Here is a 20,918-nt window from a genome sequence, read left to right as displayed (position 1 = left end):
AATTATGGAAACAGCAATTTCGTTTTTTGAATTTTAGAAAAACGAGAAGAGGAAATTTGACATTGAATAAAAATAAAAACGTATATATTAAGAAATATTATGAATATGAAATTACAAATACTAGGAGCATTTTTTGTAACCATACTTATGGTAAATTGTGGCAAAAAAAAGAGTGAAGTTAAAGCTGAAACGGGCTTTGATATCGATGCACAATTAGCATACTGTGTTGAACAAACGTCTAAAGCAGTAAAACTGGTGCCAGCAGATGGCAATATTCCAAGAAATATAGCCCCAGATAGTAAAACTTGGCGCTATGTTGATTATAAAGATTGGACCAGCGGGTTTTGGCCAGGAGAACTTTGGTATTTATATGAATTCACGAATGAAATAGGTTGGGAGCAAACAGCAGATAAATTTACACAATACTTAAAACCGCTTTCTGTAACACCTGCCTTAGATCACGATTTAGGCTTTCAGGTTCATAATAGTTTTGGAAATGGATACCGTTTAACTGGTAACCCTGAGTATAAAGATGTTATTCTTAAAACAGCCGATACATTGGCAACACTTTTTAACCCTAATGTAGGGACTATTTTGTCTTGGCCTAGAGATGTGCCAAATATGGAATGGCCGCAACATAACACCATTATGGATAACATGATTAATTTAGAAATGTTATTCTGGGCATCAAAAAATGGCGGTAATAAGGCGCTTTATGATATGGCTGTTAGTCATGCCGATGTAACTATGGAAAATCAATTTAGACCAGACTATACATCGTATCATGTAGTTATTTATGATAAGGATACTGGCGAAAAAATAAAAGCAGTTACACACCAAGGTTATAGTGATAGCAGTATGTGGGCACGTGGACAATCGTGGGCTATTTATGGATATACTATGGTTTATAGAGAAACAAAAGATCCAAAATACTTAGATTTTGCACATAAAGTAACACAAGTGTATTTAGATAGATTACCAGAAGATTTAATTCCGTACTGGGATTTTGACTCACCAGACATCCCGAATACTACAAGAGATGCTTCTGCAGCTGCCGTTGTAGCATCAGCTATATTAGAGTTAGCAACTTTTACAGAAGACGAAGCTACGGCTAAGATGTATATGGATAAAGGTGAAAAAATGTTAGTAGAATTGTCTGCAAATTACCAAAGTAAAGATGCTAATACAGCACTTTTATTACATTCAACAGGACATGCACCAGCTGGTTCAGAAATAGATTATTCTATTATTTATGGCGATTATTATTATGTTGAAGCTTTATTGAGATTGAAAAAACTAAAAATGGGAATGCCTATATTGGCGCCATTGCACAAAAACTAAATATCAACTTGTTTATGTAGTGATAAACGGGAAGAATAAATAAGGAGCCTCTTAAGGTAGTTATGCTATTTTAAGAGGCTTCTTATTTGATTTAAAGTGTAGAGTATAGTATCCCGACAATATTAAGCTGAAATAGAGTGTGTCTTTTATTTTACGAATATAGGGGATTTTACTACTTCCTGATTTCTGTTAAATTTTAAATGAGGTAGAGGTATGTATGAAAAAACAGTTAATTGATGCTGTTAATTCTCCTTATCGTTTTAAAGATGCAGTGTAGTTTAACTGGCTTTAAAAACACCAAGAATTACTAGGGAAACGTGGTTATCTTTAAGTTTAGCTAAATGTATTCCGAAGTAATAATTCAGAAAAAAAGAACGCGTCAAAATGAGCATACAACACTTTGTGTTCTAGTTTTATTGAAGGAGATTTAAGTCGTATTACTTAATAAACTTACGGGTAACGGTGGAATTTCCGTTATTTAAATACAATAAATAACTTCCTGAAGATAGGTTACCTACTTCAATTTCATTGTTTTTAACACGGCCAGAAGCTAAAATTTGCCCTTGATAATTACTGATTTGGAATTGAATATCTGCTGAAATATCGCTAGTTGTTAAATGGATGTTTTCGTTTTGTATTGGATTTGGATATAGTTTTACAGCCTTTAAGCTTTCAGGAGCCAAAGGTGTTTCTGTAATAACTTCGGGAACAATACCCGGTTTAGTAAACCTATTTTTTTCCAAAATAAAATAAGTGTACATTCTTATAATTTGTTGTGTTGAAAAGTAGCTACGACAAGCTTTTCTAGAGTAAGACATCATATTCGATGTGTCTGGAGTAAAAGCATCTCCGTTGGCATCGGTTTCTTTACCTGTATATTTACAAAAATTATTTACGTTATCATCCGATAATCCTGGGTCAGCAGGCGTATCACAGATTCCGTCGCCATCGGTATCGCAATTGCTACCATCAACTAATTCGGTTGTTAATGAGGTGTTGTTTATACCATGGGTATGTACTAAAGATAGTATATGGCCAATTTCATGAGCCAAAGTAGAGCTGTTCATAGCGCAGCTATTTTTTAAAACCACGATATCTCGGTTTTCAGTATTTTCACTATAACCACAAATAGAAGCTTTTGAAGCGTTGGTTACATATTCAGAAAAATAAATGTTTAAAATACCAGGTACATAATGGTCGTCTATCAAGGTTTTTTCATCTCCTTTTTTAAAACGTATTAGTGTACTGTTATCAATAAAATTAATGCCTTCCCATAAAGAGAAACCCACTCTGGCACCGTTAAACTCATTATTCAAATGCCTGAATGTTTCAGTTAAATCGAATTCATTTAAACCTCCCGTGCCGTTAGAATATCTAATGATATGTACTTTTACAGGAATATCCTCAAGAATAGGAGCGTCACCGCCTTTCGAATTTGCAGAACGTTTTTGAGCAAACAAGCTTTCAACAGCTTTTAATTCTTTTTTATGAGCATTAAAATAGTTTAAAGCTTCGGCTGAATTTACAGTTTGACATTCTAAAACTTCTTCAGTTTGAGCAAAACCATTTGCGCTAAAAAGTAAAGTTAATATGAAGAAAACTAAAGCAGGTATATTTTTTAAAGAAACATTCATTTTGGGGTAAATATTTTATCAAATGTATATCTATAATATAGGTTAAAAGAAAATAAACGTCATCTACCGGAAAATACTCGATTACCGTATGAAGTGCGTTATTTATCAGCTTAAAAGCATGTTATTTTGCTTGTTGTAAGTAGTTTATGAAAACATAGTTTGGGGTTAGCGCTTAAAAAATCAACTAGATTTTTAATATATCACGTTTTTAGAGCTTAGATTTCTTGATTCATTTAGGTCTTGAAATTTTACTGCTTTACTTTCAGAAAAAATAATAGTATTTTTAACAACTGTAATTAGAAATTATTCATGACCAAACCTGTAAAAATAATTGAATGTCCGCGTGATGCCATGCAAGGAATAAAGACTTTTATTCCTACAGCCAAAAAGGTGCAATACATTCAGTCGTTGTTACGTGTTGGATTCGATACTATAGATGTAGGGAGTTTTGTGTCGCCTAAAGCCATTCCGCAAATGGTTGATACTTCCGAAGTTTTAGCGCAGCTCGATTTAAGTAAAACAACAAGTAAACTGTTGTCCATTATTGCGAATACGCGCGGTGCTGAAGATGCTTGTAAACATGATGTTATTGACTATTTAGGATATCCATTTTCTATTTCGGAGAATTTTCAAATGCGAAATACGCATAAAACCATTGCGCAATCGGTAGATGCACTTTCTGAAATTTTAGAGCTTGCCAATAAAGCGAATAAAGAAGTGGTAGTGTATATTTCTATGGGCTTCGGAAATCCTTATGGCGATCCATGGAATGTTGATATTGTTGGGGAGTGGACCGAAAAATTAGCTAAAATGGGAGTAAAAATACTTTCATTAAGTGATACGGTTGGCACATCCAACGCGGAAAGCATCGATTATTTATTTTCTAATTTAATTCCTTTATATCCAGATATCGAGTTTGGGGCACATTTACATACTACGCCATCGTCTTGGTTCGAAAAGGTTGATGCGGCATACAAAGCGGGATGTTTTCGTTTCGACGGGGCCATCCAAGGTTTTGGTGGGTGCCCGATGGCAGTAGACGAACTAACGGGGAATATGCCTACCGAGAAATTACTATCTTATTTTACAACTCAAAAAAACAACAGTTTAAATGCGCTCAGTTTTGAGAGTGCATATAACGAAGCGTCCAAAATTTTCAAGGTGTATCATTAACTAGTTGTCATTAAAATCTTATTAATGACATGTTTTTTTTTCTTTATTTTAATTAATTCTAAATAAACATTGCGTAAAGTTTTTATCTGTTTTATATTTGCACCTTAAAAATAATAGATTATTTGTAATAAGTCTAAATAAACTCAATAGTTAGTATGAAAAATATAGTATTAAGTCTTTTTGTAGTATCAGCGTTGTTTCAATCATGTTCTAGTGATGATGATGGAAACGGAAGTGGTAACATAGCAACACCTGAAAACTATTCGTTTTTCAGAGGTGCTAATTCATCAGTAAGCTACAGTGGTCAAACCACAAGAATTTTAATGGCGGAAGAATTGGTGTCTGCATTAAAAGATAACTCAAGTACAAAAGAACAGTTAAATGCTATGTTTGCGCACGTTGCTGATGCAAACGATTTTAGCGATGCAGATTTAAACGCTTCTGATAAAAGTGTAAAAAGTAAAGTAGCCGCTTCCACCGATTATTTTGCTGCGAATACAACAGAAGCGAACGAAATTAAAGCCGATTTTGATAGCTGGATTGATGGTCAAGTAGATAATGTTTTTACAAATTGGAGCCTTACAGCATCTGCCGGCGTTGCAGGAAACTTACAACAGAGTGGCGGAGGAACAATACGTTATATCAATGAAAAAGGACTAGAGTACAACCAAGCTTTTGCTAAAGGGTTGATTGGCGCTTTAATGATAGATCAGATTTTAAATAACTATTTAAGCCCGGCGGTTTTAGATGCAGGTACAAATGTTACTGATAATAATAATGGGGTTTTAGAAGAAGGTAAAACATACACTTCTATGGAGCATAAATGGGATGAAGCTTTTGGTTATTTATATGGTGCCGAATTAGATGCTACAGATCCTGAATTAGATGTAGATTCATTTTTAAGTGAATATTTAGACCGTGTAGAAAGCGATGAGGATTTTGATGATATTGATGATGATATTTACGACGCATTTACATTAGGTCGTGCTGCCATTGTTGCCCAAGAGTATAGTTTACGTGATGCGCAAGCTAATATCATTAAGGAAAATATTTCTAAAATTCCTGCTGTTAGAGCGGTGTATTATTTACAATCTGGAAAAGCCAATTTAGGAGTAGATAACGCTAGTGCTTTTCATGCTTTATCAGAAGCTTACGGATTTATTTATAGCCTTCAATTTACCAGAAAGCCAAACGATACAGTACCATATTTTACTAAATCAGAAGTAGATGCTTATTTAGCAACGCTTATGGAAGGTGATGGTTTTTGGGATGTAACGGCTGATACTTTAGATGCCATTTCTGCTGAAATTTCTGCAAAATTTGGTTTCACTACCGAGCAAGCTGCTAATTAAATTTTAGCGTTATTTGTAGCGCTTTAGAATAAAATACAGAGTATGATTAAAAAGATTTTTTTACCAATAGTAGCGATAATGTTTATCGTGGCTTGTAGTTCATCATCTTCGGATGATAGCCCATCAGGTATTAGTGACGATTTTGATAGGGGGGCCTTATTAACCAATTTGGCCGATAATATTATTGTACCTGCGTTTCAAGATTTATCTTCAAAACTAACCACGTTTAAAGCTGATAAAGATGCGTTTATAGCCGATGCAAATCAAAGTAATTTAGATCAATTAAGAGTATCTTGGTTGGCGGCATATAAAGTTTGGCAACATGTTGAAATGTTTAATATTGGTAAGGCAGAATCTATTTTGTACGGTTTCCAAATGAATATTTACCCTGTTTCTACAGCAGATGTTGAGGCAAATGTTGATAGTGGCGATTACGATTTAACACATGCGAATAATAATGATGCAGTAGGTTTTCCGGCAGTAGATTATATGTTATATGGTATTGCCGATACGGATGCTGAAATTTTAACGAAGTATGAAGACGCTAAGTATAAAACGTATTTATCCGATCTTGTTAACCAAATGTCTAGTTTAACAGAAACGGTTTTAACCGATTGGACGTCTAGCTATCGCGATGTTTTTGTAGCAGGAACAGCTAATACAGCAACCAGCTCGTTAAATAAATTTGTAAACGATTATATCTTTTATTTCGAAAAGAATTTGCGCGCCAATAAATTTGGGATTCCTGCAGGTGTCTTTTCCGATAGTAATTTATTGCCAGAAAAAGTGGAAGCTTTTTATAATCAAGAAGTATCTAAAGAGTTAGCATTGGAAGCTTTATTAGCGGTGCAAAATACCTTTAACGGAAAATATTATAACTCAAGTACAACTGGCGAAAGTTTAAAAAGCTATTTAGTAGCATTAGAGCGTAGCGATTTAAGTGCAATTTTAACTACACGGATGGATGGGGCTAGAACCAAAATTAATTTGCTAGATGATAATTTTCACGATCAAGTTAATTCAGATAACTCTAAAATGACAGAAGCTTATGATGCGCTGCAACTAGTGGTAATTTCACTTAAGGTAGATATGCTTCAAGCCTTCAATGTTAGTGTAGATTATAAAGATGCCGATGGCGATTAAAAAAATATAAATAACATTAAAAAGGTTGTCTCATTAAAGAGGCAACCTTTTTTGCGTAACAGGCGTTTGCAAAACGTAATCATTCATGAAGTTGAATATTAAAACATACCTGAAACAAACCACTAGCGCGGCGCCATTAGCGGTATTTCGTCTGTGTTTCGGGTTTATGATGTGTTTAAGTATCGTTAGGTTTTGGTATCATGGCTGGATTGATAGTTTTTATATTCAACCCAAATTTCATTTTTCTTATTATGGTTTTGAGTTTGTAAAACCGTTAGGTATTTATACATATTTATTGTTTGCTGTTTGCGGTATTTCAGCCATTGCAGTTGCTTTGGGCTTTAAATATCGGCTTGCTATTATCACTTTCTTTTTAAGTTTTACTTACATTGAATTGATGGATAAAACCACCTATTTAAATCATTACTACTTTATAAGCTTATTAAGTTTTATAATGATTTTTTTACCGGCAAACGCACATTTTTCAGTAGATAATATCTTCCGAAGAAAAACATATCAAAACATTCCAAAATGGAGCATTGATAGCATTAAACTCCTTTTAGGAATCGTTTATTTTTATGCTGGTTTAGCCAAATTAAATAGTGATTGGCTGTTTAGAGCTATGCCTTTAAAAATATGGTTGCCTTCAAAATATGATTTACCATTTATTGGCGAAAATCTTATGCAACAAAATTGGTTTCATTTTGCCATGAGTTGGAGTGGTATGCTGTACGATTTATGCATACCATTTTTATTGTTATATAAAAAAACGCGCTGGTTTGCTTTTGCAATTGTCGTTGTTTTTCATGTGTTTACAAGGATTTTGTTTCCTATCGGCATGTTTCCGTTTATCATGATTGTTTCAACTTTAATCTTTTTCGAAGCCGATTTTCATCAAAAAATTATAGCCTTTCTAAAAAGAATATTGAATCAATTATCTTTTCGGAAGCATTTTGGAAACCATCCAAAGTTAGCTGTGATTTCTCAATTTCAACTTAAAAATAAAAGGTTAATTATTCCTGTTTTCGTGTTATTTTTTAGCATTCAATTGGTGTTTCCATTTCGCTATCTGTGTTACCCAAATGAGTTGTTTTGGACGGAAGAAGGTTATCGGTTTTCATGGCGCGTCATGCTGATGGAAAAAATGGGAATTGCAACTTTCAAAATTGTAAATAAAGAAACGGGGAGTTTTTTTTATGTCGATAATAAAGATTTTTTAACTCCATTTCAGGAAAAACAAATGAGTTTTCAACCTGATTTTATTTTAGAATATGCCCATTATTTAGGCGATCATTTTATGGCACAAGGACATAAAAATGTACAAGTTTTTGTTGAAAGTTACGTGGCATTAAATGGCCGATTAAGTACGGCGTATATCAATAAAACCGTAGATTTGTACGCAGAAAAGGAATCAATTAAACCCAAACATTGGATTTTACCATTTAAGGATGATATTAAAGGACTTTAAAATTATAATCGCGCTTATTTTTAGCGTGTCTTGTTTTGCTCAACATAAAATTTCAGGAACAGTTACATTTTTAGAAAATAAACAACCTGTTGAAGATGTTAAGGTGTATGATAAAGCAACAGGTGTTATTGCAACTACTGATAATAAAGGTTTTTTTCAGTTTGAGACATCTAAAAAGGAAATCACGCTTGTGTTTTTTTCTTTTGAATATGAAGTTGAAGAAATCACCATTCAAACAGAAAACGCTTCAACCTTAAAAATTACTTTAAAAGATTTAACTCAGAATTTATCGGAAGTAGAAATTACCGCCAGAAAGCAACGAATTTTCGAATTACAACGTTTAAAAGATGTTGAAGAAACGGCCATTTACGCCGGAAAAAAAACAGAAGTAGTTTTAGTAGAACAGTCTATGGCAAATTTAGCGTCTAATAACGCGCGACAAATTTATAGCCAAGTGGCGGGTTTAAATATTTATCAAAATGATGATGCGGGTTTACAGCTTAATATTGGTGGTCGTGGTTTAGATCCTAACCGAACTGCCAACTTCAATACACGTCAAAATGGTTACGATATTAGTGCCGATGTTTTGGGCTATCCTGAGAGTTATTATACGCCTGCTGCCGAAGGATTATCTGAAATTCAAGTTATTCGTGGAGCGGCATCTTTACAATATGGAACGCAGTTTGGAGGTTTAATCAATTTTAAAATGAAGGAACCAAATCCGAATAAACCTTTTGAGATAATTACTCGAAATACTTTAGGAAGTTATGGATTGTATACCAATTTCACTAGTGTTAGTGGCACCAAAAATAAATGGAGTTATTATAGTTATTTCAACTATAAAAAAGGAGATGGGTTTCGTCCAAATTCAGAATTTGAATCTAAAAATATTTTTGCTCATTTGGGGTATCAATTTACTGAGAAGACCAAGCTTACCGGAGAGGTTACTTACTTAAATTATTTGGCGCAACAGGCAGGTGGTTTAACCGATGCTATGTTTAACGACGATCCACTTCAAAGTAATAGAGCGCGTAATTGGTTTAAGGTAGATTGGTTACTATATAGTTTGAAGTTGTCTCATAAATTTTCTGATAAAACAAACTTCACTTTTAATGCTTTTGGACTAAATGCATCGAGAAAAGCACTCGGGTTTCGTTCAAATAGAGTGAGTGACATAGACCCTAATGAAGAGCGGGATTTAATAAAAGGCGATTTTAATAATTTTGGTTTCGAGTCGCGTTTATTAACGAATTACAAAGTGTTGAATAAAGACGCCACTTTTTTAATTGGAGCTAAATTTTACAAAGCGGATAATTATCAAGAACAAGGGCCTGGAACTGATGGAGCGGACGCAGATTTTAGTTTTGCCACCGAGGAATTTCCAAATTACCAAAGCCAAAAGCAGTTTGATTTACCCAACTTAAATGCCTCTGTTTTTGGTGAAAATATATTTTATGTTACCGATAAGTTTTCGGTAACGCCAGGGTTTAGATTCGAGTATATAAAAACACAAAGCAACGGGTTTTCTAAAAATATAAATGTTGACGGAGCAGGTAATGTTATTTTTGAAGAAACGGTTGAAGATAATCAAAATTTCGAGCGTTCATTTGTATTATTAGGTTTAGGATTAAGTTATAAACACGATGCCAATTTTGAAGCTTATGGGAATATTTCACAAAATTACCGTTCGGTAACTTTTTCCGATCTCAATATCGACAATCCAGCCTTTTTAATTAGCCGAGACCTTACGGACGAAAGTGGTTTTACTGCCGATTTAGGAATTCGAGGAAACTATAAAAACTTTGTTTCATTTGATGTTGGTGTGTTCGGGTTATTTTATAACGAGCGTATTGGATTTTTAACCATTGTTGATTCCGATTCCCGAATAAAAAACGAACGCGGCAATATTGGCGACGCTGTAATGTATGGTGTAGAATCGCTATTCGATTTTAATTTGAAGAAAATTTTAAACTTTAATAGCAATATCAAACTGAATTATTTTGTAAATACTTCAATAATAACCTCGGAATATACAAGTTCTTCGAAAGCTGGTGTTACAGGAAATAAAGTAGAATTTGTACCCGATTTAAATTTAAAAATGGGACTTAACGGGGGTTACAAAAATGTAATGGCAAATATTCAATACAGTTATTTGGGGAGTCAGTTTACCGATGCTTCAAACTCGGTACTAGCGAGCGATAGTGGTGTGGTTGGAGAAATTCCAGAATACGATATTTTAGATGCTTCGCTGTCGTACAGTTATAAAAATTTCAAACTAGAAACGGGAATTAATAATCTTTTAAATAATAGTTATTTCACGCGTCGCGCTACTGGATATCCGGGACCAGGTATTATTCCGTCGTCGCCTAGAAATTGGTATACCACACTTCAAATAAAATTTTAAAAAATATTTAATTTTTCTTTAAACCTTTTGGTAAGGTTTAAGTCTAACCTTCAATTAACACCAATTATTAATTGAAATTACAGTAAAACGAGGCTTTTTTTTGTTCATTTTCTATAAATGAATTAATAAAGGAATTTTTTTTGCCGTTATTTTTCTTAATGTTAGGATCAACAACCAACTGTTTTGAGACATTTATTATTAGTTATTTTTTTAGTATCAAGTTCCGCCTTATTTGCACAACGTTTTACGCTAGAAGGCCATGTAAAAGATGAAGGGGCTGTAGCCTTAGAAGGCGCCACCGTTTACGTACAAAGCCTTAAAGATAGTATTACCATGGCTTATGGTATTACCAATAAAGCGGGTGAGTTTTCTATTAATATTAATTCAGAAGGAGAACCTAAACTGCTATTTAATGTGGCTTATTTAGGTTATAAACCTTATGCAAAGGATATCGCGGTGCCTGCGGAAAATAAATTTGATATGGGGACGGTTACTTTAGCCGATCAAATAGAAGAATTAAATGTTGTTTCTATTATAGGTAAAGCACCTCCAATTGTTATAAAAAAGGACACTATTGAATATAATGCGGATAGTTTTAAAACGCTTGCGAATGATCGCGCCGAAGATTTGCTTAAAAAATTACCAGGTGTTGAGTTTGATATCGATGGAAATATTACCGTAAATGGCGTTGCAGTAGAAGCGATTAATGTGGACGGTATGGCATTTTTTGGAGAAAAAATGGGTGATATTGCACTTAAAAATTTACCAAGCAATGTTATTAGTAAAGTACAAGTAACCGACTATAAAACGAACTTACAAAAATTCACAGGAGAAGAGTCGGATTCTGGAACAAAGGAAATCAACATCAAAATTAAAAAAGGTAAAAATAAAGCCTTTTTTGGTGATATTAATGGCGGTTATGGCACTGACGATAAGTATCAAGGAAATGCCAATTTATTTCAGATGATAGATGGAAAGCAAATTGGATTTATTTCGGGTACGAATAACATTAATATGCGACGAGGTTTTACCTCGCTGCCCGATGCTAGATCGAGTAATGGTTATGTAGAATCTGATTTTATTGGGGCTAATTATTCCAAAGGAAAATGGAATGAAACTAGAGTTAATGGAAATTATAAGTATAGCGCAAGTAATGAAGACAATAGTAGTTTTCGTTATAGAGATAATTTTTTACCTAATTTAAATTACACCACCACAACAGAAAGTAATAGTAGTACAGATAGTGATAACCACAGTGGCGATTTAGATTTAAAATTCATTATTCCTTCAAAAAACAAGAGTTCTAATAATAAAATTCAAATATCTAACGAATTAAAATTTAATCGAGATACAAGCGATTCTTTTTCAGAATCGACAACGGAATCGATATCTAAAGAAGGTGAAGATATTAGCGATTATAATGCTAATAGTGAATCTAATTCTGTAGGAAATAGTATTGATAATAGTATTGGAGCTATTGTTAGAACGGGTAGTGGAAGAGACTTTTTCAACTTCAAGTTAAGTACTAATTTTAGTGGTACAGAAACTGATTCTAAAAATTATTCTGAAAATGTGCTTTATCAAAGAAATACAACACAAATTCAAGATCAAATTAGAACAACAGATAATACTACTTCTAATATCAATTTAAATGGGTATTGGTTTAAAGAATTGTTTACCAATTTCAGAATTATCCCTAAATATAACGCTACTATTTATCATAATAAAAACGAAAAAAAGGTTTTCGATTATAATGAAACAGATGCTGATTATACCGATTTTAATACCTTGCAAAGTTTCGACAGTAAATATGTTACCACAACGCTTAAACCCGCTTTACGCTTTAGATATGAGTGGAAAGATATTCGTTTTGAGGTAGAAGGGGCTTACACAAATACCTTCAGAAAATATACAGATATCCTGATTGCTGAACGTAATTTTAATGCCGATTTTAATTACTTCACTTATTCAAGTAGAATTCGTTATCGTGACCAAAATGGTTATAAAAATATCTCGTTAGATTATAATCAAAACGTCGATTTACCATCAGCAAATCAATTGCAACCGGTAGAAAATGTAAGTAACCAAACGCATATTTATACTGGAAATCCAGACTTAGAGCCAGGCTTAAGTCATAATTTACGATTCCAATATCAAAATAATTTAGCTTTCAATAACATTACCATTAATGGTGAAGCTAAAGCGGTATTTACAGAAGATAAAATTATTAATTCAACCATTACAGATGACGATTTAATAAAGTATACCACTTACGATAATATGAATGGCGATTATTCACTTAACGGAAACGCTTCTATTTCAAAGTCCTACTTCAGTCAAAACACAAATATTAATATGAATGCTAAGTTTGCGGCAGCTTATAACAATAATATTTCGGTTCAAAATGGGGTGAAGTTTTCTGGTAAAAACACCGTTTATACGCCATCTGTAGGATTTAAATATTCTTATAATAATAAACTCGATTTTGGAGTAAACTACAGTTATTCAACAAACGAAACGCGATATGATACGGGCGATTTTAACGATAATAAGTACTTTGTTCAAAACATTAAATTCGACTCTTCTATATTTTTCTTGAAAAATGCATTCTTCTCTAACAAAATAGCGTATACTTATAATAGTAGAGTTGGCGATGATTTTGATGGCGATGCCGTATTCTGGAATGCCGGATTGGGTGTGCAACTTTGGAACAATAAAGGGACATTAACACTTGTAGGGTATGATATTTTAGGAAAAAATAATGGCTACCGTCGTTCGGTTACCGAAACCTATATTCAAGATATAGAGAACAAGATTTTAGAGCAATATTTCATGGTTACATTTTCATTTAAATTCGGGAAAATTGCAGGCCAAAATATGAATGTAAGACCAGATCGTCAAGGTGGCGGCGGTGGAGGTAGAGGTCAAGGCGGCGGAAGACGAGGCAGATAAACCTTCATCATCTTATATAATGCGTACTGATAAGTAAAATAAATGTTAAGAATTGGGTTTATTAAGTATTTCATGCCAATAAACCCAATATAAACCGAAAAAAAAGCTTAGATTTGCACGCAATTATAACTGTAATTGCAACATGACTGCACACGAAAATAAAATAGTAGGAGAAGGTCTCACTTATGACGACGTTCTTTTAGTTCCAGCTTTTTCTGAAGTACTTCCAAGAGAGGTTAATATTCAAACAAAATTTACCCGTAACATCACCATTAACGTGCCTATAATATCGGCCGCAATGGATACCGTTACCGAAAGTAAAATGGCTATTGCCATGGCGCAAGAAGGAGGTATTGGTGTGTTGCACAAAAACATGTCTATTGAAGCGCAAGCTTTAAAAGTACGCCGAGTAAAACGTGCCGAAAGCGGTATGATTATCGATCCGGTAACACTTCCCGTAACTGCAATTGTTAGCGATGCTAAAAAATACATGGCAGAATATAGTATTGGCGGTATACCAATTGTTGCAGAAGATGGCACATTAAAAGGTATAGTAACCAATCGCGATTTACGTTTCGAACATAATGGCAAACGTGCTATTAGTGAGGTGATGACGAGCGAAAAACTAGTAACTGCATCTGTAGGAACATCTTTAAAAGATGCCGAACTTATACTACAAGAACATAAAATTGAAAAGTTATTAATTGTTGACGATAATTTTAAATTATCAGGATTAATTACTTTTAGAGATATTACAAAACTAAGTCAGAAACCAAACGCTAATAAAGATCAATACGGTCGTTTACGTGTTGCAGCAGCGTTAGGTGTTACTGCCGATGCTGTAGAACGTGCTGAAGCTTTAGTTAATGCCGGTGTAGATGCCGTAGTTATCGATACTGCTCACGGACATACCAAAGGTGTGGTAGATGTGTTAAAAGCTGTAAAAGCTAAATTTCCAGACCTCGATGTTATCGTAGGTAATATTGCTACTGGTGCAGCTGCTAAATATTTAGTAGAAGCCGGAGCCGATGCCGTAAAAGTTGGTATTGGTCCAGGATCAATTTGTACTACACGTGTAGTTGCAGGAGTTGGTTTTCCTCAATTTTCTGCGGTGTTAGAAGTTGCTGCAGCCATTAAAGGCAGTGGAGTTCCTGTAATTGCCGATGGTGGAATTCGTTACACAGGAGATATCCCTAAGGCTATTGCTGCAGGTGCCGATACCGTGATGTTAGGATCACTTTTAGCAGGTACTAAAGAATCTCCAGGCGAGACTATCATTTACGAAGGTCGTAAGTTTAAATCTTACCGTGGTATGGGTTCTGTAGAAGCAATGAAAGAAGGTTCTAAAGACCGTTATTTCCAGGATGTAGAAGACGATATTAAAAAATTAGTACCAGAAGGTATCGTAGGTCGCGTACCATATAAAGGCGATTTATACGAAAGTATTCACCAATTTATCGGTGGTTTACGCGCCGGAATGGGATACTGCGGAGCTAAAGATGTTGAAACTTTAAAAGAAACCGGACAATTCGTTAAAATCACGTCAAGTGGAATCAATGAAAGTCACCCACACGATGTAACCATTACCAAAGAATCTCCAAATTATTCAAGGTAAATTATATAAAACACTACAAATAAAGTTCAGCCGAAAGGTTGGACTTTTTTTATGCTCTTTATTTTGGGCGTTACCCAAGGGTCGGGCTTTCCGCTATATCTTTTTTTAGAGCGTATAAACTTCAAACAGTTTTCATCATAGAAAAAGAGATTCTTAAGTAAGTGCAGGTTTAATCAAAAGTAAAAAAAGGATACCGCATCAATCCCTAACGCGGGTATATTTGCCAAGGTTTGACCTTTAGAAAAGCGAAGGTTTATTCAGCATAAAAGATTACTGAACAAAATGTCTATTTACAGTCGCACAAAATAGAATTTTCCGAAGACCATAAAGTAGTAAAAAAAAAGCTCCTGAAACTTATTTTAGAAACAAGACATCAGGAGCTCAATGAGTTTATTTTTTAGGAACAGGAAAGCCTCGATCTCTTAACAAGGCTTCAATTTTAGCATCTCGACCTCTAAATTGGCGAAAAGCTTCCGCAGGATCCATGCTATTTCTTGGTGCGAATAAATATTTTACCAATTTATTAGCTACGTTTTCATCGTAAAAGCCGCCCGGAGCTTCCTTAAAAGCTTCAGCAGCATCACTTGTTAATACATCGGCCCACATGTAACCGTAGTAAGCCGTAGCGTAACCTTCACCCGAAAACACATGGCTAAAATGTGGTGTTCTATGGCGCATTGGTAATTCCTTTGGCATTTTCATTTCAGCTAATGTTTCACGCTCAAAAGTAGCGATATCAATATTTGTAGGATTTGCAAGGTGTAATTTCATATCCATAATGGCAGAAGCTAAATATTCCGTAGTACCAAAACCTTGATTAAAACTTGAGGCCTTTTTTATTTTAGCCACTAAACTTGCAGGTATTGGTTCTCCTGTTTTATTATGAACCAAAAATTGATTGATAACTTCATCGGTAGATAACCAGCGCTCTAGTAACTGACTTTGGAATTCGGTGTAATCTCTAACACCGCCATTTAAAGTAGGATACTTTACGTTAGACGAAAAGAAGTGTAATGCATGTCCGAATTCATGGAAAAAGGTAGTAGCATCGTCCCAAGAGACCAACACGGCTTCACCTGGCGCAGCTTTTACAAAATTTGAGTTGTTCGAAGCTAATACATTTGTTTTACCATCAAAAGTAGTATGACTTCTGTAAGTTGTGGCCCATGCTCCAGAACGTTTACCTTCGCGAGCAAAAGGATCTAAGTACCATAAGCCAATGTGTGCGCCTGTCGTTTTATCGGTAACTTCCCAAACGTTTACATCTTCATGAAATACAGGTACGCTACCCGGCTCTACAGGAGTGAATTTATAATTAAATAAGCGTCCGGCAGTGTAAAATAAAGCTTCGGTTAATTTATCTAATTGTAGATACTGTTTCACTTCGTCGCTGTCTAAATCGTATTTTTGTTTACGTACTTTTTCGGCATAAAATCGGTAATCCCAAGGTTCGATGGCAATATTATCGCCGTTGCTGTTTGCTAAAGCTTGCATATCTGCAACCTCCTCGGCAACACGAGCAATGGCAGCCGGCCAAACAGCATCCATAAGTGCTATGGCATTTTCTGGAGTTTTTGCCATACGGTCTTGCAATCTCCATGCGGCATAATTTTCATAGCCCATAAGACCTACACGTTCTTTTCTAAGTTTTAAAATTTCGGCAATAATTTCTTTATTATCATTGTCGTCATTATTATCGCCACGAGCGTAGTAATTTGTCCAAACTTGTTTGCGTAATTCGCGTTCGGTAGAGTAGGTTAAAAACGGATCCATAGACGAGCGTGTGTTCGTGATAGCATATTTTCCGTCTTGGCCTTTATCGGAAGCAATTTTTGCAGCAGATTTTATAAAACCGTCACTTAAACCGTCTAATTGATCTTTGTTTAAATAGGTTACGTAGTTTTCTTCGTCGTGTAAAACATGATTAGAAAAATCGTTATAAAGACTCGATAATGCTTTGTTTATTTCTGCGTAGCGTTTCTTCTTTTCAGGATCTAGGTTGGCACCATTCATTTCGAAACCTTTATAAACTAACTCAACAACACGTTGTTGGTCGGCTTCTAAAGGTGTGATTTGCGATGCTTCATAAACCGCTTTTAAACGTTGAAACAACGGTTCGTTTTGAGAAATTTTAGAACGATAGTCAGATAACTTAGGTGCTAATTTACCTTGTATTTCTCTAAATTCTGGCGAACTCATATTACTACTGAAAATGCCATAATATTTAAAAACGCGATCTAATTCTGCACCAGAACGTTCCATTTCTGCAATGGTGTTTTCAAAGGTTGGTGCTGCGGGGTTGTTCGCAATAGCTTCGGTATCTTTTAGGCTGATTTCCATGCCAATTTCCATCGCTTCTTTAATGTCGGTAACATTCATTTTGTCAAAGGCAGGAACGCCGTCATAAGGTCCCGTCCATGCTTGAAGGAGTAAGTTTTCACTCTTTGAAGTTGTAGTTTCCTTTGCGCTGTCTTTACAACTTGCAGCTGTAATTAAGGCGCAAAAAATAACTGGTTTTAATAGATTTTTAGCAATCATTTTGAGTTGAATTAGTTTTTGCTTTCAAGTTATTGATTTTATGTATAATGCCGTTTGTGTTTTTTAATTATTTAACACTTTATGTTGTGATTTTTTTAAGCTAGTACGCTTTTAGGTGCTAATGTGTTATTAAGGTGTGCGGTTTTTAATGATGTAGATTGTTATTTGTTTTAAGCTGGGAGAGCAAACATTAAGACCAAAAATAATTTTAGAAATAATAAAGCGTCAAAACTTCTAGAGTTTTAACGCTTTATTTTGAAGAGGTGTTTAGGCTGATAGTTATCCGTAAGGACTATTTTATAGTAAAGACTTGAATATGCCTAATTTGCTGAAGTGTTCTCGCTTTTTAGTAAATTATTTATTAACGTATTCCATTTTCCGATAGATTGTAGTTCGTCATTTAGTTGATAATTAACATCGGCATTGAAAAATTCTAAAGCCATTTCTGGTTGGTTTTTATCAATAGGTTTCAGTTTTAAATAAAGACGATCTAAATGTTTTGATTTTGTAATATTAGCTATTTCACAACTTGAAATAGTAGAAAGGTTTACAAACTGTGGTTTTATAGCATCATCCGTTCTTAATATAAATGAGACTGATTTTTTCAATTCATCTAAACCAATAGCGCAGTACCCAAAAATATCGTGCTGTGTAATGCCTGATTGGTGTTCTTGTGCTATTTCTTTAAGGGCGTTTAATAGCTGTTTTTCTTTTTTCTTTCTGTTTGCACTTGTTAATATAAATGGTAACGCGCATAAAGTAATGCAGATAATTCCTATAATGGTTGATCCTAAATTCATTTTATTATTTTTTAATTTTTGATATAAGTAAGTGTGTTATGAAGCGGCAATCCGCAGCATAGTTATACCAAATGAAGGCTATATAAGACGTATGTAAATCGGTTCTTTTTAATGAGTTTTTATTGAAAATTCTTATCATTATGGATAGCTTTCTGTATATAGAAATGCTAAGAATTTTCAATTTCGAAGATTCAAAAAAAGAAATCAATGATTGATACGGTATAGCGTATTCAAATGGGAATAACCTAATGTAAACTCCGTTATGGAATTTTTTAGTCCGTTAGGTTTACCAAAAATTATGGAAAGGAAAAATAAGATCAGACTTTCGGTGCCTGATTAGGATGGTTTTTAAATGGTTTTGATACTGCTTGTATTTCGCATGAAATAGCAAGTTGTATGTATGCGAAATAGCCCAAAAACCTTCTTGAGCTAGCTTAAACTGTGATAATGAATACTCTGAAAAATCACTATATACGTTATCAAGTTGTTGGGTGTGTGCATAAAGAATTTTAGAAGTTGTAGTAACAGATTCTTTAGGCGTATTCGTTTCAGCAACACTTTGCGTAAACGCCGCGGGCATTGCTGTTGCAGGTACGTAAATACCGTAACAATACACAGCAAGAAGTATGAGAACTCTTAGTATGTGGTGCCGAGCCTTCATGTTAGGCTATCGGTTTTTTGGACAGTATGTTATGTAATATTTTCACTTTAAAATAATAGAATTATTTTGGCGGCAAACGTAATAATTAGTTTTGAAATTATCTATAAAAATTGCAAATTAATTCCAGTGTTCATCAAAGTCTAGATTGTCGTAATCGTCCACATCTAAATCGTCGTCAAATTCGTTAAAATCATCATCGTTTTCAGCTTTAAATATTTTATCTGGAGCATCATCTGGTACTTGACCTTGTACAAACATTAAGTTCGGATAATCTGAACCTTCTGTTTCTTCAACAATTTCAGCTAATTCAACATAAAACGTCCACATGCTTAAAAAGTCATAAACATAAATCAGTTTTGGTTGCATTTCAAAAGTAACATCGTTAATAGAGGTTTCATTCATTAAACGCGCTGATCCGTCTTCACTTAAATCAAATAAAGATATTTCTTCACCTTGATTCCATTGGTCGTCACTACGATAAAATGAAGCCATTTCGCTACCATCAAATCCAAAAGATTGTGTGATAATATTGTGTAAATCTTCAAGTGTGTCATCTTCACGAATTTCTAAATCGCGAAACACATCTTCGTCGGTATCATTGTCAAGTATAACTCTAAATCTGTAAATCATTTTTTGTAGTTTTTTATAAAAAACTTTGGTATTTGTTAATATGCTTCTAAAATTTTTTTTTCAAAAAGCATGTTATTAATTGATAAACCTTAAATATTAAGAATATTTAATTTTGAACGGCAAAAGTATACAATTAAAATTATCTACTGAAACGATGCAGCGTAAATGTCATACCCGTTAATAAGAAAAATGCGCCTACTTGATGTGCAACACCTAACCATAACGGTACTTGATAAATTAAAGTGAATACCCCTAATGTAAATTGTAATAAAACTAAAATTAGTAAGGCATTAACTCCTTGTTTTTGAAGGACTGTTAAGGTGAAATTTTTAGATTTTCTCCAAATAGCAAATATTAGAAAAACGACAACATAAGCAAGAATTCGATGTATAAATTGAATACCGCTAGGGTTTTCGATAAGGTTTTTGTAGAAAGGATCTAAAACATAAACAGTATGATGAATAAAGGCACCTTCGCTCATTAATGGCCAATGGTTGTGCATTAAACCTGCTTTTAGACCTGCAATAAATGCGCCATATATAATTTGAATAGTAATAACAATATAGCTTCCAAAAATAAGATTACGCATGGGTTTATTGGCCGGTTTTCTATTTGGATAAATAAGATCTAAAGCCACCCAAAGCGTTGCTGCAAAGGTTATAAATGCAGTTACTAAATGCGCTGCAAGTCTATAATGACTAACATCTGGCATATCAACTAAGCCACTTTTTACCATATACCAACCTAAAAAACCTTGAAACGCGCCAAGACTGAGTAAAATTAGACATTTTTTTATGGTGCTTTTTGTGAGTTGTTTACGTATTAAGAAATAAAGAAAAGGGATAATGAAAACCATTCCGATGGAGCGTCCGATAACGCGGTGCAACCATTCCCAAAAGTAAATGCTTTTAAAATCTTCAATATTGAAATGATTGTTATAGGCATGAAATTCGGGGTGTTTTTTGTATAAATCGAAAGCTTCTTGCCATTCTTGATCTCCAATTGGCGGAATGGTTCCTGTGATTAATCGGTAATTAGAAATCGATAAACCAGAATCGGTTAACCTGGTAATACCACCAATAACAACCATTATAAAAATCAGGAAGCATCCTGTTAATAACCAGTAAATTACTGCTTTGTTGTCTTTTTTCATGTCTTTCATTCCTATAGATATTAGGAATATTATTAATTGAACATCATTTTTTAT

At 34.1% G+C, this 20,918-nt stretch carries 14 protein-coding genes; 8 read left to right on the top strand and 6 right to left on the bottom strand.

Annotation, left to right across the window (positions count from 1 at the left end; genetic code table 11):
- Positions 1-105: 105 nt before the first annotated feature.
- The gene (locus QWY92_RS08285; RefSeq protein ID WP_290270186.1) at positions 106-1,341 is read left to right on the top strand and encodes a glycoside hydrolase family 88 protein; all 1,236 of its coding nucleotides are present in this window, start codon (positions 106-108) and stop codon (positions 1,339-1,341) included.
- A gap of 437 nt (positions 1,342-1,778) precedes the next feature.
- Here QWY92_RS08285 and QWY92_RS08280 read toward each other — a convergent pair whose 3' ends face one another.
- A complete protein-coding gene (locus QWY92_RS08280; protein ID WP_290270184.1) occupies positions 1,779-2,975 on the bottom strand; it encodes a zinc-dependent metalloprotease in 1,197 nt (398 codons plus the stop codon).
- Between the two features lie 309 nt (positions 2,976-3,284).
- Between QWY92_RS08280 and QWY92_RS08275 the strand changes: the two genes are divergently transcribed.
- The 7 genes from QWY92_RS08275 to guaB all read left to right on the top strand — a co-directional run bounded on the left by QWY92_RS08275 (position 3,285) and on the right by guaB (position 15,082).
- Entirely contained in the window at positions 3,285-4,148 is an 864-nt protein-coding gene (locus QWY92_RS08275) for a hydroxymethylglutaryl-CoA lyase (protein WP_290270183.1), read from the top strand.
- A gap of 155 nt (positions 4,149-4,303) precedes the next feature.
- A complete protein-coding gene (locus QWY92_RS08270) occupies positions 4,304-5,500 on the top strand; it encodes a DUF4856 domain-containing protein (protein ID WP_290270181.1) in 1,197 nt (398 codons plus the stop codon).
- 42 nt (positions 5,501-5,542) lie between these two features.
- Positions 5,543-6,643 carry an imelysin family protein gene (locus QWY92_RS08265; protein WP_290270179.1) on the top strand — a complete coding sequence of 367 codons (1,101 nt, stop codon included), beginning with the start codon at positions 5,543-5,545 and terminating at the stop codon, positions 6,641-6,643.
- Between the two features lie 85 nt (positions 6,644-6,728).
- Positions 6,729-8,111 carry an HTTM domain-containing protein gene (locus QWY92_RS08260; RefSeq protein ID WP_290270177.1) on the top strand — a complete coding sequence of 461 codons (1,383 nt, stop codon included), beginning with the start codon at positions 6,729-6,731 and terminating at the stop codon, positions 8,109-8,111.
- The gene (locus QWY92_RS08255; protein ID WP_290270175.1) at positions 8,092-10,515 is read left to right on the top strand and encodes a TonB-dependent receptor domain-containing protein; all 2,424 of its coding nucleotides are present in this window, start codon (positions 8,092-8,094) and stop codon (positions 10,513-10,515) included. Before QWY92_RS08260 ends, QWY92_RS08255 begins: the two co-directional genes overlap by 20 nt.
- Before the next feature lie 183 nt (positions 10,516-10,698).
- On the top strand, positions 10,699-13,467 hold the full coding sequence (locus QWY92_RS08250; RefSeq protein WP_290270173.1) for an outer membrane beta-barrel protein: 2,769 nt from the start codon (positions 10,699-10,701) through the stop codon (positions 13,465-13,467).
- Positions 13,468-13,609: 142 nt separating this feature from the next.
- Positions 13,610-15,082, top strand: coding sequence for an IMP dehydrogenase (guaB, locus tag QWY92_RS08245; RefSeq protein WP_290270171.1), 1,473 nt, complete (start codon positions 13,610-13,612; stop codon positions 15,080-15,082).
- A gap of 390 nt (positions 15,083-15,472) precedes the next feature.
- Here the strand turns inward: guaB and QWY92_RS08240 are convergent, their stop codons facing one another.
- The 5 genes from QWY92_RS08240 to QWY92_RS08220 all read right to left on the bottom strand — a co-directional run bounded on the left by QWY92_RS08240 (position 15,473) and on the right by QWY92_RS08220 (position 20,864).
- Complete coding sequence (locus QWY92_RS08240; RefSeq protein ID WP_290270169.1) at positions 15,473-17,620, bottom strand: M3 family metallopeptidase; 2,148 nt, start codon at positions 17,618-17,620, stop codon at positions 15,473-15,475.
- A gap of 320 nt (positions 17,621-17,940) precedes the next feature.
- A complete protein-coding gene (locus QWY92_RS08235) occupies positions 17,941-18,420 on the bottom strand; it encodes a hypothetical protein (RefSeq protein WP_290270167.1) in 480 nt (159 codons plus the stop codon).
- Between the two features lie 286 nt (positions 18,421-18,706).
- Positions 18,707-19,081, bottom strand: a complete 375-nt coding sequence (locus QWY92_RS08230; RefSeq protein ID WP_290270165.1) for a hypothetical protein — start codon at positions 19,079-19,081, stop codon at positions 18,707-18,709.
- Between the two features lie 117 nt (positions 19,082-19,198).
- Positions 19,199-19,711: an IS1096 element passenger TnpR family protein gene (locus tag QWY92_RS08225; protein ID WP_290270163.1), complete on the bottom strand. Its 513-nt coding sequence runs from the start codon at positions 19,709-19,711 to the stop codon at positions 19,199-19,201.
- Between the two features lie 139 nt (positions 19,712-19,850).
- A complete protein-coding gene (locus QWY92_RS08220; RefSeq protein ID WP_290270161.1) occupies positions 19,851-20,864 on the bottom strand; it encodes a COX15/CtaA family protein in 1,014 nt (337 codons plus the stop codon).
- Between the last annotated feature and the right edge of the window lie 54 nt (positions 20,865-20,918).

Origin of the sequence: Algibacter miyuki, assembly GCF_030409805.1 — a bacterium.
Lineage (GTDB): Bacteria > Bacteroidota > Bacteroidia > Flavobacteriales > Flavobacteriaceae > Algibacter > Algibacter miyuki.
Note: the sequence above shows the minus strand (reverse complement) of the source record. Positions and strands in the feature narration are given on the sequence as shown.

What these genes read in the sequence shown, in the direction of transcription:
- QWY92_RS08260 (WP_290270177.1), top strand. Translation starts at nt 6,729, where the DNA reads ATGAAGTTGAATATTAAAACATACCTGAAACAAACCACTAGCGCGGCG.
- QWY92_RS08255 (WP_290270175.1), top strand. Translation starts at nt 8,092, where the DNA reads ATGATATTAAAGGACTTTAAAATTATAATCGCGCTTATTTTTAGCGTG.
- QWY92_RS08275 (WP_290270183.1), top strand. Translation starts at nt 3,285, where the DNA reads ATGACCAAACCTGTAAAAATAATTGAATGTCCGCGTGATGCCATGCAA.
- QWY92_RS08240 (WP_290270169.1), bottom strand. Translation starts at nt 17,620, where the DNA reads ATGATTGCTAAAAATCTATTAAAACCAGTTATTTTTTGCGCCTTAATT.
- QWY92_RS08265 (WP_290270179.1), top strand. Translation starts at nt 5,543, where the DNA reads ATGATTAAAAAGATTTTTTTACCAATAGTAGCGATAATGTTTATCGTG.
- QWY92_RS08270 (WP_290270181.1), top strand. Translation starts at nt 4,304, where the DNA reads ATGAAAAATATAGTATTAAGTCTTTTTGTAGTATCAGCGTTGTTTCAA.
- QWY92_RS08285 (WP_290270186.1), top strand. Translation starts at nt 106, where the DNA reads ATGAAATTACAAATACTAGGAGCATTTTTTGTAACCATACTTATGGTA.
- QWY92_RS08220 (WP_290270161.1), bottom strand. Translation starts at nt 20,864, where the DNA reads ATGAAAAAAGACAACAAAGCAGTAATTTACTGGTTATTAACAGGATGC.
- QWY92_RS08225 (WP_290270163.1), bottom strand. Translation starts at nt 19,711, where the DNA reads ATGATTTACAGATTTAGAGTTATACTTGACAATGATACCGACGAAGAT.
- QWY92_RS08280 (WP_290270184.1), bottom strand. Translation starts at nt 2,975, where the DNA reads ATGAATGTTTCTTTAAAAAATATACCTGCTTTAGTTTTCTTCATATTA.
- QWY92_RS08230 (WP_290270165.1), bottom strand. Translation starts at nt 19,081, where the DNA reads ATGAAGGCTCGGCACCACATACTAAGAGTTCTCATACTTCTTGCTGTG.
- QWY92_RS08235 (WP_290270167.1), bottom strand. Translation starts at nt 18,420, where the DNA reads ATGAATTTAGGATCAACCATTATAGGAATTATCTGCATTACTTTATGC.
- guaB (WP_290270171.1), top strand. Translation starts at nt 13,610, where the DNA reads ATGACTGCACACGAAAATAAAATAGTAGGAGAAGGTCTCACTTATGAC.